Raw genomic sequence first — 14,560 nt, 5'->3', positions numbered from 1 at the left:
CAGTTTCACACGGCGGTGGTCGGGTGTCGACCGGCGGCCTGCCACACGAGGCGTAAGGCCCTCATGGCGAATATCAGTGCGGTGGCCGCCAGCGCCAGACGAACGAGGTTGAGCAGGTTCCAGTGCAGGGCGAGTTGGTGCAGCTCCTTGGGGGTTTCTCCCAGAGAGCCGAAGAAGAGCGTCATGTTGAGCGTGGTGACGATATAGACGGAAAGGGCGATGCCGGCGATCTGGGCTACGGCGGATAGCGACAACGAGAGCTTCTCGGGTGCCTTCCATGGTGTGCGGAAGAACCACACGAGCAGCGTGATCGCGGCAATCAAGGTAAGGGGCACGTAGTAGTACACCGGGTTGGTCACCTCGGTGAACTGCTGGAAGGCCCTTAGTTGCTCCTTGCTGTCGCCGGCGATGTTGGGCCCGATCACGATGGCCTCGTACAGGTTTCCGAAGAACCACATCGCGATCCCGAACACGGTGAAATACATCAGTATTCGACGGCCCATCGGCACATACTCCCAAGATTGCGGCCCGATACGGCCAAAAGTCGTCGAAATATGGCCAGCGGCGGCCTTTCGGGCCCGGTGTGGGAGCCGATACCGTCTGCGCGTGACCAAGGTATTGCTTTCGATCCACGTCCTGGCCGTGATTCTCGCGGTGGGGCCAATCGCGGTGGCGGCCAGCATGTTTCCAGCGTTCGCACGCCGGGCGGTGGGCGATGGCGGTGTGGATCTTGGCAGTCTGCGCACATTGCACCGGGTGTGCCGGGTGTATGCGGTGGTGGGGATCGCGGTTCCGATGTTCGGACTGCCGTTGGCCGATCTGATGGGCGTGCTGGGCAGCGCGTGGTTGATCGCGTCGCTGGTGCTCACGGGGGTGGCGGCGGCCGTGCTGGTATTCGTGGTGTTGCCGCGGCAGCAGCGTGTGTTGGCTCAGTTGGGGGAAGGCGAATCGCCTGATGCGCGGGTTTTCGCGAGGCTGGCGATGTCTACCGGGATTTTCAACCTGTTGTGGGCGGTGGTGACGGTGCTGATGATCGTGCGCCCGGGCTCCAGCACCGGCGTGTAGACGACGGCGAAAAACCGCTAGCGCCCGCGCTCGACGGTGCTGTGCAATTGCGCAGTGGATACCGCGACCGTCGCCCCGGCCCGCAGCCGCTGGCTTCCGATCCAGTTCGCGTCCCTTGCCCTGGTGTGGGGCGGGAGCTTCCTGTTCATCAAGGTCGGACTGCACGGGCTATCGGCACTGCAGGTGGCGGCCGCACGCCTGGATTTCGGTGCCCTCACCCTCATCTCCCTGATGGTGTTGCTTCGGGTTCCGCTGCCGCGCGAGCTCAAAATCTGGGGACATATCGCGGTGGTCTCGCTGACGCTCTGCGTGATTCCGTTCGTCCTGTACCCGTGGGCCGAGCAGAGCATCGATTCCGGACTGGCGAGCATCTACAACGCGGCAACGCCGCTGATGACCACCGTGGCCACGCTCGTCGCCCTACGCGCCGAACGGCCCAGCCGAATGCAGTTGCTCGGATTGGGATTGGGGTTTCTGGGCGTATGTGTGGTGCTGGCCCCGTGGCAACTGATCGGCCACGGGGGACCGGTGCTCGCGCAATTCGCGTGCTTGGCAGCGACGATGAGCTACGGGATTGGCTTTGTCTACATGCGCAAGTACGTCACGCCGCTGGGCCTGCCCGCGCTGGCGGTCGCCGGAATCCAAGTGGGTGTGGGGGCGGCCTTACTGACCGTTGTGGTCGCGATTGCGGACCGTCACGCGGTGTCTGCGACACCCGCTGTGGTGCTGAGCATGCTGGCACTCGGGGTGTTGGGCACGGGGTTGGCGTATGTCTGGAACACCCACATCATCAATGGATGGGGTGCCACCGCGGCATCGTCGGTCACCTATCTGACACCGGTGATCGGGGTGCTGTTGGGTGCATTGCTGTTGGGTGAGCACATCGGCTGGCACGAACCCTTGGGTGGGGCGATCGTGATCGCGGGAATCGTGTTGAGCCGCAGAGCTAGTCGTTGACTTGAGGCGATCTGGGTCTTTGGTGTGTCCGCCAACGCAGAGGAGGCTCACCGAATCGGCGTTGGAACGCGCGGCTGAATGCGGCGTCCGAGGTGTATCCGACGGTTCGTCCGATGTGGCTCACCGCGTCGGTGGTGGAGCGCAGGAGATGGGCCGCGCGGTCGAGTCGTCGCTCGGCGATGTAACTGGCGGGCGGCTGTCCCAGTAGCTCGGTGAATCTCTGGGTGAAGGCTGAGCGTGACTGCCGCGCATGCTGCGCGAGCTCCGCGATCGACCATGGGTGTTCCAGGTTGTTGTGTATCGCGGTGAGCACGGGTGCAAGCCGTGGATCCATGGCGGCGGTGAGCCAACCCGGTTCGGTGCGATGGGAGCTTGACCATTCGCGCAGCGCGTGGATGAACAGCAGGTCCAGGATTCGCGAAATCATCACCCACGAGCCAGGACTGGGTGTGACGATCTCGGCCAGGATGAGCTGAAGAGACAGTGGCAGCCATTCGTGACCGGGCCGGGCGGCATGAATGACGATGGCGGGCGGCAGCACCGACAGCAGAGGGTCGGCGGCCGTCCTCTCGGCGGTGAACCTCCCGCTCACCCACTGTGTGGCGCTCAGGGTTTCGGGCCCGCGGGGCGGCTCGGCTCCAGAGAGGCGATGAGCCGTGCCGCGCGCCAGCAGCACCATGTCGCCCGCATCAAGCGTGCACACCGGATCTCCGTCGATATGCACGTGAAGGCCGGGAGTCTCAGCGATGTGCAGCACACGTTCACGTGCGGGTATGGCGATATCGAACGGAGACTCGGCAGAGCAACGCACCGCGGATTCACCCTGCAGCCGGATTGTGGACAGGACGCCGGAGAACGCGTCGATATCCGGAGACCCTGAGGACACGCTGAGAGATTCTGGATGATCGGCAAAGTAATCTGGACTACGGGTCATGTCACTTGCCTCATTATCCAAATATGTTGGTGTTGCCCCGCAAAGTCAACAACGCCGACGATGGCGGAGTCGGCGGGGTAGAGGTCGTCCAACATCTACTGAGAGGCAGATATGCCCAGCAAACCAGCTATTGTCCTGGTCCACGGATTCTGGGGCGGTGCCGCACATTGGGGAAACGTGATCGTCGAGCTGCACGGTCGCGGGTATGGGGATCTTCACGCGGTGGAGAACCCGTTGACCTCGCTGGCCGACGACGCTGCCCGCACGCGGCAGATGGTGGCGCAGATCGACGGGCCGGTGCTCCTTGTCGGGCACTCCTACGGCGGGGCGGTGATCACCGAGGCGGGCGACCTGCCGAACGTGGCGGGCCTGGTCTATGTCGCGGCGTTCGCTCCCGATGCCGGTGAGAGCCCCGGCCAGCTGACCGAGCAGCTGCCGCCGGCTGCCGCGGCCAATCTGGAGCCGGATAGCGACGGTTACCTGTGGATCAAGCAGGACAAGTTCCGTGAGAGCTTCGCTCAGGATCTGTCCGAGGATGCCGCGCTTGTCATGGCCGTCACCCAAAAAGCGCCGCTGGCATCGACATTCGGTGACGCCATCACCGCGCCCGCGTGGAAGGTCAAGCCCTCCTGGTACCAGGTATCTACGCAAGACCGGATGATCAACCCGGACAACGAACGCCGGATGGCGCAGCGGATCAACCCCCGAAAGATCATCGAATTGGATGCCAGCCACGCCTCGCTGGCATCTCAGCCGGTGGCTATCGCCGATCTCATTATCGAGGCCGCCACGGATTCCGCCGGCTAAGTGGTGTTGCAACTGGGGGCATCGGCAGGCGCTGCCGGTGCCCCCAGTTGTGTGGGCTAGGACGTCAGGTCTTCGGTAAAGGCCTCGTCGGCAAGATCTTCCAGCTCCTTGCCTCTTGTCTCGGGTCCCAGCAGGTATCCGATGACCGTGAGAATCCACAGGGCGCTGAGGGCCAGATACGGCGTCTGGATTCCGTAGTGTGTGATGGCCCAGCCCACCAGGGCCGGTGCCGCGATGGACACAACGCGCCCACCGCCGACCGCGATGCCGAACCCGGTGCCGCGCAGCACAGTAGGGAAGAGTTCGGCGACATACGTATCGCCGACGCCCCACAGCCAGCCGAGCGTGGCGATGGAGATGGCGCCGAAGACGAGGTACTCGGGCAGTGTGTCTGAGGTGGCTCCCAATGCGGTGGAAACGATTTCGATGACAGCGCCGAGGATGGCCGAGGGGCGTCGCCCGATCCAGTCGGCCAATGCGGTGCCGATGAACACGAAAACGGCCTGCAGCAGGAAGAAGACGAGTGCGTAGCGGATCGCGTCTATGGACGTGGCATGGAACTTCTTGACGATGTAGGTGGTCAGGAACAGCGTCATGCCCCAGTAGCCGACCGCATTGGCGGTGTAGACGAGCCAGCCGACCAGGAGGCGCCGCCGCACCCCCGGCACATGCCACAGTGTGGGTTTGGCGGCGCCGCCTGCGACCTTGGCCTTGGTCTGGGTGTAGCGGTGTGATTCCTTGATGCCTTGGCGGGCAAGGAAAAGCAAGACTGCGGGGACGATTGCGACGATGAACGCCGCCTGCCAACCGAAACGCGGAACCAACAGCAAGGCGACTCCGGCGGCCAGGACGTACCCCAGTGAGAAGAGCGAAAAGATCACTCCACCAACGCCTATGGCCCGGGTTTTGGCGGGCCACACCTCGGCCGTGTAGGGCGCGCCGACAGCGAGCTCGCCGGCGCCGCCGACACCGGTCAGGAAGCGCAGCCCGGTGAACGCGGCGACGTTCGTGGTGAGGCCGGCCAGGGCGGTGGTGATGCCGTACAGCAGGATCGAGGCCCCGAGCGTTGTCTTGCGGCCCCACCGGTCCGCTGCGAGGCCGAATCCGACGGTGCCAATGGTGTACCCGAGCAGGAAGATCGAGCCGATGTATCCGGCCTGGGTCTCGGTGATGTGCAGTGTGTTCTTGATCTCGGGCAGCACCAGGCCGTAGATGTTCACCGCATAGGAGTCGAAGCCGTATCCCAGGCCCGCCGTCACGGCCACAAAGAACGCCTGCCTGAACGTCACGGGACGGGATTGAGATGGGTGCGTCCCGGTGGCGGTGTTCTCGGCCGTGGAGGTCATTGGCCGAACGGTATGAGCCGGTCGATGACCTGGTAAGGCTCCTGCTCCCGCTGATTGCAACGGATGATCTGGTGCCCCCCGTAGGGCTCGAACCTACGACCTGCGGATTAAAAGTCCGTAGCTCTACCAACTGAGCTAGAGGGGCGTGCCGAGACAGGATACTGGTCGGGTGGGCGCGCGAGCACCGAGGTTATCCGGTTTGGGTTCTGAGGCAGTTGTGTCCTAAGCTGTGCAAGCTCCCAACGCGACAAGCGTTGTGGGTACCCCGGAGAGATTCGGAATGGGCCCCCATCGTCTAGTGGCCTAGGACGCCGCCCTTTCACGGCGGTAGCACGGGTTCGAATCCCGTTGGGGGTACGCAACCAGTCATACTGGGAGCAGAGTAAGGCCCTGTGGCGCAGTTGGTTAGCGCGCCGCCCTGTCACGGCGGAGGTCGCGGGTTCGAGTCCCGTCAGGGTCGCCAGTACGGCGAGGCAGTATGTAGTGGGTCTGCCGTCCGGCCAGGTAGCTCAGTTGGTACGAGCGTCCGCCTGAAAAGCGGAAGGTCGCCGGTTCGATCCCGGCCCTGGCCACCATGAGAGCCCGCCGGTCACGGCGGGCTTTTTCAGTTGTGGCGGACATCATGGCCTGGCGGCCGCTACCCCGACTTGATCACCCGTACCTGCACGTTCTTCATCAGCGGTTGATCACTCTGGGTGCTGTAGTCGGCGATCCCGATCAACGCATTCATCTCCGGCATGTACCCGGCCGCGCTGCCCGGCGGCAGGTCGTAGCGCAGCGCCCGGAACCGTCGCAGGGTGCGGATTGAACCGTCGCGGGACGTCGAGGTGATGTCCACGAACTCGCCTTCGGCCAGGCCCCGCGCCGCCATGTCGGCCGCATTAAGGAAGATCAGCTCCCGCAGGTTCTTGATGCCGCGGTACCTGTCGTTGCTCGAGTAGATGGTGGTGTTCCACTGATCGTGCGAGCGCATGGTCTGCAACACCAGCGTCTCGGTGTCGGCGGGGATGACGTTGGGTATCGGTGCCAACGAGAACTCGGCCCGGCCCGACGGCGTCAGGAACACCCGCTGCCGGGCGGGCTGCGGAATGCGAAAACCGCCCGGCTGCTGGATCAGCTGGTTGAAGCCCTCGAAACCGGGCAGCACCGTCGCCATCACGTCCCGGATCCGGCTGTAGTCCTCGACGTACCAATGCCACGGCGTGCGGCTCTCCGGCAGCGTCGCGGCCGCGATACCGGCGATGACGGCGGGCTCGGAGCGCAGCTCGGATGATGCGGGCCGGCGCTTCCCGTATGAGATGTGCACCATGCTCATGGCGTCCTCGACGGTGACGCCCTGGGTGCCCGCGGCCTGCACGTCTTTCTCGGTGCGACCGAGGCACGGCAGGATCACCGCCTTGCGGCCGTGCACCAGATGGCTGCGGTTGAGCTTGGTGCTCACCTGCACGGTCAGCGCACACTTGCGCAGACCCGCTGCGGTGTAGGCGGTATCGGGCGCGGCCAGCACGAAGTTGCCGCCCATCCCGATGAACACCTTCACCCTGCCGTCGTGCATCCCCTCGATGGTGGTGACGGTGTCGAGCCCATGCTCGCGGGGCGAGGTGATGCCGCATGCCGCGTCGAGCCTGTTCAGGAAGTCGGGAGACGGGCGGTGGTCGATACCGCAGGTCCGGTTGCCCTGCACGTTGCTGTGCCCGCGCACCGGTGACGGTCCGGCCCCGGGGCGGCCAATATTGCCTCGCAGCAGAAGAAGATTCACGATCTCGCGGGCCGAGTCGACACCGTGCTCATGCTGGGTAACCCCCAGACACCACGAGATGACGGTGCGTTTGGAGGAAAGGTAGATGCCGCCGGCGCGGCGGATCTCCGATTCGGGAAGTCCTGCCTGCTGGGTGATTTCGGCCCAGCTGGTGGCGGCAACCAGCTCGCGGTAGGCCTCGAACCGTGCGGTGTGGTCGGTCAGGAATGCGTGGTCGAGCACGGTGGGATCGGACTCGGCGGCCTCGAACACCACCTTGGCCATGCCGCGCAGCAGCGCCAGGTCACCGCCCGGGCGCACCTGAATGTTCATGTCTGACACCGAGGTTGACTTGAACAGCGCCATGTCCACCATCTCGTGCGGAACGATCGTCTTGGTGGCGCCGATCTCGACGAGCGGGTTGATATGCACCACCTGGGCGCCGCGGCGGGTGGCGTCCGCCAGCGCGGTGAGCATGCGCGGCGCATTCGAGGCAGCGTTGACGCCCATCACGAACAGCGCGTCGGCTTCCTCCCAGTCAGCCAGATCGCAGGTGCCCTTGCCGGTGCCGATCGACGCCGTCAGCGCCCGCCCGGAGGCTTCGTGGCACATGTTGGAGCAGTCCGGCAGGTTGTTGGTGCCGTACTCGCGGGCCATCAGCTGGTACAGAAAGGTGGCCTCGTTGTTGAGCCTGCCCGAGGTGTAGAAGGCGGCCTGGTGCGGTGATGCCAGTGCACGCAGCTCTGAGCCGACGAGCGCGAACGCGTCATCCCACGAGATCGGTACATACCGATCCGAGTCGGCGTCGTAGGCCATTGGCTCGGTCAGGCGGCCCTGGTTCTCGAGATCGAAGTCGGTCCAGTCGGCCAACTCGGTGACGGTGTGCCGGGCGAAGAAGTCCCGCTCGACGCGCTTGGGTGTCATTTCCCAGGTGACGTGTTTGACGCCGTTCTCGCAGAAATCGAGGGTGAGCTTGGTGTCATCGGGCCAGGCGCAGCCCGGGCAGTCATAGCCGTCGGGGTGATTCATCACGAACATCGAGTGAGTGCCGCGCAGCAGTTCGCGCTGCTTGAACAAAATGGTGCCCACCGATTTGGCGGCACCCCAGGACGCCGCCGCGTGATGGTAGGGGGAGCTGGACCAAGCCCCTTCGGAAGAGGGGCCAAATCCGCCTTGCCGGGGCACATTTGGCATCAGTCCCGGAACCTGGGCGTCGGTGGTGGCGTCCGGTTGGTGATCCGTGGTCATGTCCGCATCTCCTGTCGGTGAACGGGGACGCCCTCACCCGTGATGTGTCGACGGCGACGGCTGGGGTGCGTACGCGACAACGCGCAGTATCTGGCCCATGAGGCGAAGCTACACCCCGATCATGAACCTTTCTCGGTAATGCTGCAGCCCTCGATGGAAGAACCCCGTCATGTGGTTCGCATACGAATCACGTTGCTGTGTCGCGATTCTGAAGGATGGCTCGGGCCGGAGGCCGCGCCGTGGACACACCCGCGGCGCCGGCATCGGATGCGCTCGGCGCGCAGTGGCTGTGCGCCCGTTTCGGATCAATTCCGGGTGGCCTCTGCGGGCCCTCGCCGCGGTAGGAGAGTGATGTTTGCTACCTGCGTGGACAATCTCTGTGTGGTGCGCGTAGTCTCATTCCTTGGGAACTTTGCGGGGGTTCAACGGAGGCGATTGTGCCGGGATACCTGCCATCGGCAGAACGCCTAACAGCAGTGACCAATTGCCGCAAACTGGCTGGTTCTGATGTCGCCACGGAGCAGTTGCCTCAATCTGATCTTGAAACGCAATCCGGTGCTGATGGTGGTGCGGCACGCCGACTAGCGTCATTCGCTGCGGGCGGTGCCCTTGTGGCCGGCGGCGTCGCCGCACTGCACAACCTCTACCGCAGCGGAGACAGTGCCGCTGATCTGATCAGCTGGTCTGCGCTGTTGTTGTTGACACTGACCGCGCTCGGCGGCGGCATCAAGCTCGCGACGTGGGGTGCTCAGGCCCTCATCACGGCGATACTCGACAACGCGAAGAACCGGTCTTCGGAGCCCGCACAAGCGTTCATCGCGACGGTCGGAGTCATTGTCGGCGCGCTGGGCATGTGGTGGGTCTTCCGCGGCGGGTATGGCACGTGGTGGCAATCGGTGACCGGCGAGCGTGGCTGGTCGCTGTTACTCGGGGTTGGCCAGATGCTGATCGCTGTGTTGGCGAGTGTCACGCTGTTCGCTGGGGGCACGTACTTGGCGGGTGTGGTCAAGGAGTCGCTGGTCAGCAGTGGGCTGTTGGCGGAGCGTGATCGCGCGCGACGCAGCGGCGACAACGAACCGTCGCACCCGGCGCTGATGGCTGCCCTGATCTCCGGTGCACTGGGCCTGGTGATCTTGGCTGCCTGGCTGACTCCGAAGCTCGCACCGACCATCTCGGGTGCTGGTGTCTTGCCCGCCACCGCAGCCGTCGTCGCGGTGTTGGTGTGGGCCATCGGGGCGAGCCTGGGCTGGTGGACTGGACTGTCCGGCCTGTGGGTGTGGGTCGAGGGCGCGAATCAGAAGGCTGCGGCGCTTGCGGGTGTGGCAGCGGTACTGATGTTTTCGGCGGGGGGACTGGGTTTGGGGTGGTTCACCCCCGCGACCGTGCCGCAGGCGCACGCGGCGTGCCCGCCGGACTGCGGCGGCAGCCCGGGTGACGGCGCCTATGGGCCTGACGCTTCGCAGTTTCAACCGCCTCAGATGCCGAACCAGATGCCGGACTATCAGGGGTCCAACTCGGGGACGCCGAGTCTTGATCAGAACAACGGGATCAGCATCTACAACCAGCAGCCGGGCCAGGGGGAGAACACGTCGATCCCGAACGGCTCTGCGCAGCAGGGGCAGAATGCGGATGGCTCGTGGCAGCGTGCGGCCAATGGCGAACAGATCCCGGATTACCAGAACGCAAGCCCTTACCCCCAGGGACAGGGATCTCCTAATCCGGATTACTCAGGTGGGCAAGCCAACCCAGGATCACAGGGCGTTGACCAGGCGCCACAGCAACAGGAGCAGGGGCCCCAACAGTCACGGCAGTCCGACCAGTCGTCGGATCAGCAGAAACAATCCACGCAGGACGGTCAGCGCATTGACGACATGACGAGGCAGCTGAAACAGCAGAAGCAGAACAAGCATCAGTCATCGAAGTTCTCGTCGAAAGACAAGAAGAAGGACGATCAACAGGACCGTGACAAGCAGTCCGGGGACAACGACCTGACGGCGCTGTTGTTGGGCGTGGCCTCCACGCGCCGACGTAAGCAGGGCGAACGGACTGTTTGAAATCGGTGACTTTGACGACGTTAGTCTTCCCTGCCGCGCTCCGGATCCCACGTATTCGGCAGCATCGGCGCCCGAGCCCCCTCGCTGAAGTCATCATCGCGGCTCAGTGTCGCCAATCCCGTTGCCGTTGAACCTGTTCGGAGTGTAGTTCCGGTGAAACCCATGGGACCGGCTCCGCGGTGTGAGGCCGCTACAGGGGTTTCGTCTCTGCCTGATGCTGGGCTGGCATACATATCCATGTACTCGACGGCCCGTCCTTCTTGCTTGCTCCGGTCGCGGCGTCGGCGTGCCTGTCGTGCCGCTGCCGTCGCTGCGGTGGCGGCCTCTTCTCGCGCCGAGGACCGCACTGCCGCAGTGGTTCCCCTGCGAGCCTGACTCACCAACGTCACCCCCGCACCGATACGTGGTCCGCCACCGACTGCGTACGGAAAGGAGAAGCCCGGGTCGCCGACGGGCGGTGGAGGGGACGGAGCGGGTGCAGTGCTGGTGGGGGTGGGTGCGGGGGCGCTCGCGGGAGCCGGTGCCGGAGCCGAGGCCGATGGGCTGGTGGTCGGGGAGGTGCCGGCGGACGCCGCCGTAGGAGCGTCAGCTGCCGGACTGGGTTCCGCGGCAAGGATTTCCGGCGACGGTTGGATGCCGGCCAGGCCCGCGAACCCCGCCGCCCAACCAAGGTTGGCGATCGCCAGAGCCAGCGCGGGCTGGATCAGTGCCGGGGCGAATTGGCCGATGGTCGAGGCCAATTGGGCGGCATGAAAGGCCACATCCGCCAACACCATCGGAAGGTTGGTGAGCAGTGCGGCGGGATCGGTCAGCAGGTTGTTCAGCAACAACTCGAAATGTTCGAGCATCTCGCCGGCCACATGTACCCACCACTCAGGGTCGGTGGGATCCAGATCGCCGTGACCGTGGTCGTCGTCGTGGCCATGTTCGTGTTCGTGCTCGTGGTCATGATCGTGATCGTGACCATGCAGGATCACGGGCGGCGGTGTGGAAGGCGGCGTGGACGCCAAGGCCACTTCGGAAGCCGCTTGGTACGTGGCCATCGTGGTGGCCGCCTGCACCCACATGCGAACGTAGTCGGCCTCCGTGACGACGATAGGAATTGCGTTGATACCGAAGAAGTTTGTCGCCACCAGTGCCGCGTGGGTGGCGTGGTTGGCGGCCAACTCGGTGAGGGTGGGCATCACCGCCAGTGCGGCGCTGTACGCGCCGGCCGCGGCCCCGTGTTGCGCTGCCCGGGTATTGCTCTGGGCGGCGCCCTGGCTGAGCCATTCCAGATACGGAACATGCGCTGCCACATACATTTCCGCGCTCGGCCCGTGCCATGTACCTGCGTGGGTGGCGGTCAGAATTGCCTGCAGTTCGTCGGCAGTCGCGGAGTAATGCGCGCCCAACGATGACCACTCGGCAGCGGCCGCGAGTAGCGGCCCGGGGCCCGGACCGCCGCTGAGCAGAGCTGAATGCACCTCAGGCGGTGACGCCATCCACACCGGAGCAGTCAACATATGCCCTCTCGCTAATGATAATGAAAACGGTCTTCATTTACATTAGCGGCAGGGATCTCACAGCTTTCAGGCACCTCATTCACAGGTTCTGGCGCCCGGCGGGTTCGGCCCGGGTAACAGGTCGGGGCGACTACCGCGGGCTCTCCGCCTTGGCATTGCTGGGAGACCGGTTCCGACGTGCACCACGTATGTACAGTCCGGACACTGAAAAGATCACGTATCTCCAATTTGGATATTCAGCTGGCTACCGGCCTGCTCCTACTGTCGGGATGACATCGAGCGGAAGGAGACCTGATGACCTCGATGATTAGCCTCAAGGGAGGGCCGGGAGTGGCCCAGGTACGGCGAATGGCGACGGAAGTGCCTGGGCCACGCTCGCGCGAGCTGACGGCCCGCCGTGCCAAAGCGCTGCCGGCCGGGTTGGTGAGCGGTGCCGGTGTTTACGCCGCGGCGGCGGGCGGCGGCGTGCTGGTCGACGTGGACGGCAACAGCTTCATCGATCTGGGCAGCGGCATCGCCGTCACCACCGTGGGCAACAGTGCGCCGGCCGTGGTCAGCCGCGTTACGGCACAGGCGCAGCGATTCACCCACACCTGCTTCCTGGCGACGCCCTACGAGCAATACCTCGAGGTTGCCGAGACGCTCAATCGGATCACCCCTGGTGATCACGAGAAGCGCACCGCCTTGTTCAACACCGGTGCCGAAGCGGTAGAGAACGCGGTGAAGTACGCCCGGGTGGCCACCGCGAGGCCGGCGGTGGTCGTGTTCGATCACGCGTTCCACGGCCGCTCGCTGATGACGATGACCATGACCGCCAAACAGGCCCCCTACCGACGGGGATTCGGGCCGTTCGCCCCGGAGGTCTACCGGGCGCCGATGGCACACCCCTATCGCTGGCCGTCCGGAACCGAGAACTGCGCCGCAGATGCGTTCCGCCAGTTCGCATCCCTCGTGGATTACCAGATAGGTGCCGAAGCGGTGGCCTGCGTCGTGGTAGAGCCGATCCAGGGTGAGGGCGGGTTCATCGTCCCGGCACCCGGATTCCTGACGATGGTCGCCGACTTCTGCCGGGCACGGGGCATCCTGCTGGTTGCCGACGAGGTTCAGACCGGAATCGCCCGCACCGGTGCGTGGTTCGCGTCCGAGCATGAGCAGGTTGTACCGGACCTCATCACCACCGCGAAGGGGCTTGCGGGCGGGCTGCCGTTGGCGGCCGTGACGGGTCGCGCCGACATCATGGATGCCGCGCATCCGGGTGGCATCGGTGGCACCTTCAGTGGCAACCCACTTTCCTGTGCGGCGGCGCTGGGCGTCTTCGAGGAGGTTGAGGCCCACGACTTACTCACGCGTGCGGCCGATATCGGCGAGGTGTTGGTACGGGAGTTGGGCATCATCTCGGCGGAGACCGGCATTGTCGGCGACATCCGTGGCCGCGGCGCGATGATCGCCGCCGAGTTGGTGCTACCGGGCACCGAGGAACCGAACCGCGAAGCGGTGGCGGAGATCTTGAGGTACTGCCAGAACAACGGAGTGCTGGCACTTTCGGCCGGAACGTTTGGCAACGTGCTGCGATTCCTGCCGCCGCTCTCCATGTCGGATGAGCTGCTGTGTGAGGCCCTCGCCGTACTGCGCGACGCATTCCGGTCCCTCTAAGACCATACGAATTATCCAGACCCCAAGGAGTTTTGACATGTCTGCTTCCGTAATTTCCTCGCCAGAGGTGTGCTCGACACCGCTGGAACTCTTCGACACAGATCGCCGACTGGACCAGGACGAGCGCGACATCGCGGCCACGGTGCGGAAGTTCGTCGACACCAAGCTGCGCCCGAACATCGCTGAATGGTTTGAGTCTGCCACCCTTCCCCGGGAGCTGGCACGTCAATTCGGCGAGCTGGGCGTGCTCGGCATGCACTTAGACGGCTACGGGTGCGCCGGCACCAATGCCGTGAGTTATGGGTTGGCATGTCTCGAATTGGAAGCCGGTGACAGCGGTCTGCGGAGCTTCGTCTCGGTGCAGGGCTCCTTGTCGATGTTCTCGATCCACCGGTACGGTTCCGGACAACAGAAGCAGGAATGGTTGCCGCAGTTGGCATCGGGTCATGCCATTGGTTGCTTTGGGCTGACCGAGCCCGACTTTGGTTCCAACCCGGCCGGGATGCGGACGCGTGCGCGCCGCGACGGTAAGGACTGGGTGCTCGACGGAACCAAGATGTGGATCACCAACGGAAACCTTGCCGATGTCGCCACGGTGTGGGCGCAGACCGACGAGGGCGTGCGTGGTTTTGTCGTGCCGACGGACACCAAGGGATTCAGTGCCCACGCAATTCACAAGAAACTGTCGCTGCGGGCATCGGTGACCTCCGAGTTGGTGCTCGATGGTGTGCGACTGCCGGCATCGGCGGAACTGCCCGGTGCCCGGGGGCTTTCGGCCCCACTGTCCTGCCTCAACGAGGCACGGTTCGGCATCATCTTCGGCGCGCTGGGTGCCGCACGTGACAGCCTGCACACGGCATTGGACTACACCCGGACCCGTGAGGTATTCGGGCGCTCGCTGTCGAGCTATCAGCTCAGTCAGGAGAAGCTGGCCAACATGACGGTCCAACTGGGTCTGGGGATGTTGTTGGCGCTGCACCTTGGCCGCATCAAGGACTCGGAAGGACTACGCCCCGAACAGGTCAGCCTGGGCAAATTGAACAACGTGCGTGAGGCGCTCAACATCGCCCGCGAATGTCGTACTCTGCTGGGCGCGAGCGGTATAACGCTCGAGTACTCGCCACTGCGGCATGCCAACAACCTGGAATCGGTGCTCACCTACGAGGGCACCTCCGAGATGCATTTGCTCTCGATCGGGCGGGCCCTCACCGGGCAAGCAGCGTTCCGCTGAACCCTCGCGCATTTGAAACGGA

Annotated in this window: 10 protein-coding genes, 4 tRNA genes and 1 pseudogene; 9 read left to right on the top strand and 6 right to left on the bottom strand. The window is 64.5% G+C overall.

Going from position 1 to position 14,560, the window contains the following annotated elements; translation table 11 throughout:
- Positions 1–5: 5 nt before the first annotated feature.
- The gene (locus tag BKG76_RS06095; protein ID WP_070936654.1) at positions 6–503 is read right to left on the bottom strand and encodes a DUF1772 domain-containing protein; all 498 of its coding nucleotides are present in this window, start codon (positions 501–503) and stop codon (positions 6–8) included.
- 103 nt (positions 504–606) lie between these two features.
- Here BKG76_RS06095 and BKG76_RS06090 point away from each other — a divergent pair, with 103 nt between their 5' ends.
- Together BKG76_RS06090 and BKG76_RS06085 are read left to right on the top strand one after the other, a co-directional pair.
- The gene (locus BKG76_RS06090; protein ID WP_070936653.1) at positions 607–1,065 is read left to right on the top strand and encodes a DUF2269 family protein; all 459 of its coding nucleotides are present in this window, start codon (positions 607–609) and stop codon (positions 1,063–1,065) included.
- A 54-nt stretch (positions 1,066–1,119) separates the two neighbouring features.
- Positions 1,120–2,022, top strand: a complete 903-nt coding sequence (locus tag BKG76_RS06085) for a DMT family transporter (protein ID WP_070936652.1) — start codon at positions 1,120–1,122, stop codon at positions 2,020–2,022.
- Here the strand turns inward: BKG76_RS06085 and BKG76_RS06080 are convergent.
- Positions 2,012–2,956 (bottom strand): AraC family transcriptional regulator, encoded by a 945-nt coding sequence (locus BKG76_RS06080; protein ID WP_070936651.1) that lies wholly within the window; start codon positions 2,954–2,956, stop codon positions 2,012–2,014. The genes BKG76_RS06085 and BKG76_RS06080 overlap by 11 nt on opposite strands.
- Before the next feature lie 111 nt (positions 2,957–3,067).
- Between BKG76_RS06080 and BKG76_RS06075 the strand changes: the two genes are divergently transcribed.
- Entirely contained in the window at positions 3,068–3,763 is a 696-nt protein-coding gene (locus BKG76_RS06075; RefSeq protein ID WP_070936650.1) for an alpha/beta hydrolase, read from the top strand.
- 56 nt (positions 3,764–3,819) lie between these two features.
- Here the strand turns inward: BKG76_RS06075 and BKG76_RS06070 are convergent, their stop codons facing one another.
- The gene (locus BKG76_RS06070) at positions 3,820–5,109 is read right to left on the bottom strand and encodes an MFS transporter (protein ID WP_070936649.1); all 1,290 of its coding nucleotides are present in this window, start codon (positions 5,107–5,109) and stop codon (positions 3,820–3,822) included.
- Between the two features lie 69 nt (positions 5,110–5,178).
- Positions 5,179–5,254, bottom strand: a tRNA-Lys gene (locus tag BKG76_RS06065).
- A gap of 139 nt (positions 5,255–5,393) precedes the next feature.
- On the opposite strand from BKG76_RS06065, the gene BKG76_RS06060 reads away from it, so the two are divergent.
- From BKG76_RS06060 to BKG76_RS06050, 3 genes are all read left to right on the top strand, one after another.
- Positions 5,394–5,466 (top strand) — tRNA-Glu (locus BKG76_RS06060).
- Between the two features lie 29 nt (positions 5,467–5,495).
- Positions 5,496–5,572: transfer RNA gene (locus tag BKG76_RS06055), tRNA-Asp, on the top strand.
- A 35-nt stretch (positions 5,573–5,607) separates the two neighbouring features.
- Positions 5,608–5,684, top strand: a tRNA-Phe gene (locus tag BKG76_RS06050).
- A gap of 62 nt (positions 5,685–5,746) precedes the next feature.
- On the opposite strand, the gene BKG76_RS06045 is transcribed toward BKG76_RS06050, so the two are convergent.
- Positions 5,747–8,095 carry an FdhF/YdeP family oxidoreductase gene (locus BKG76_RS06045; protein WP_083337921.1) on the bottom strand — a complete coding sequence of 783 codons (2,349 nt, stop codon included), beginning with the start codon at positions 8,093–8,095 and terminating at the stop codon, positions 5,747–5,749.
- A gap of 437 nt (positions 8,096–8,532) precedes the next feature.
- Between BKG76_RS06045 and BKG76_RS06040 the strand changes: the two are divergent.
- Positions 8,533–10,140: pseudogene (locus BKG76_RS06040) on the top strand (hypothetical protein); the annotation flags it as partial.
- Positions 10,141–10,169: 29 nt separating this feature from the next.
- Here the strand turns inward: BKG76_RS06040 and BKG76_RS06035 are convergent.
- Entirely contained in the window at positions 10,170–11,654 is a 1,485-nt protein-coding gene (locus BKG76_RS06035) for a PPE family protein (protein ID WP_070936647.1), read from the bottom strand.
- A 294-nt stretch (positions 11,655–11,948) separates the two neighbouring features.
- Here BKG76_RS06035 and gabT point away from each other — a divergent pair, with 294 nt between their 5' ends.
- Together gabT and BKG76_RS06025 are read left to right on the top strand one after the other, a co-directional pair.
- The gene (gene gabT, locus BKG76_RS06030) at positions 11,949–13,307 is read left to right on the top strand and encodes a 4-aminobutyrate--2-oxoglutarate transaminase (RefSeq protein ID WP_083337920.1); all 1,359 of its coding nucleotides are present in this window, start codon (positions 11,949–11,951) and stop codon (positions 13,305–13,307) included.
- 67 nt (positions 13,308–13,374) lie between these two features.
- The gene (locus tag BKG76_RS06025; protein ID WP_207543747.1) at positions 13,375–14,538 is read left to right on the top strand and encodes an acyl-CoA dehydrogenase family protein; all 1,164 of its coding nucleotides are present in this window, start codon (positions 13,375–13,377) and stop codon (positions 14,536–14,538) included.
- Positions 14,539–14,560 lie beyond the last annotated feature (22 nt).

This window comes from Mycobacteroides franklinii (assembly GCF_001853795.1).
Lineage (GTDB): Bacteria > Actinomycetota > Actinomycetes > Mycobacteriales > Mycobacteriaceae > Mycobacterium > Mycobacterium franklinii.
This window is presented reverse-complemented; position numbering and strand designations above follow the sequence as displayed.

Coding starts and splice junctions, on each gene's coding strand:
- BKG76_RS06080 (WP_070936651.1), bottom strand. CDS start 2,956: ATGACCCGTAGTCCAGATTACTTTGCCGATCATCCAGAATCTCTCAGC.
- BKG76_RS06035 (WP_070936647.1), bottom strand. CDS start 11,654: ATGTTGACTGCTCCGGTGTGGATGGCGTCACCGCCTGAGGTGCATTCA.
- BKG76_RS06070 (WP_070936649.1), bottom strand. CDS start 5,109: ATGACCTCCACGGCCGAGAACACCGCCACCGGGACGCACCCATCTCAA.
- BKG76_RS06095 (WP_070936654.1), bottom strand. CDS start 503: ATGGGCCGTCGAATACTGATGTATTTCACCGTGTTCGGGATCGCGATG.
- BKG76_RS06075 (WP_070936650.1), top strand. CDS start 3,068: ATGCCCAGCAAACCAGCTATTGTCCTGGTCCACGGATTCTGGGGCGGT.
- gabT (WP_083337920.1), top strand. CDS start 11,949: ATGACCTCGATGATTAGCCTCAAGGGAGGGCCGGGAGTGGCCCAGGTA.
- BKG76_RS06045 (WP_083337921.1), bottom strand. CDS start 8,095: ATGACCACGGATCACCAACCGGACGCCACCACCGACGCCCAGGTTCCG.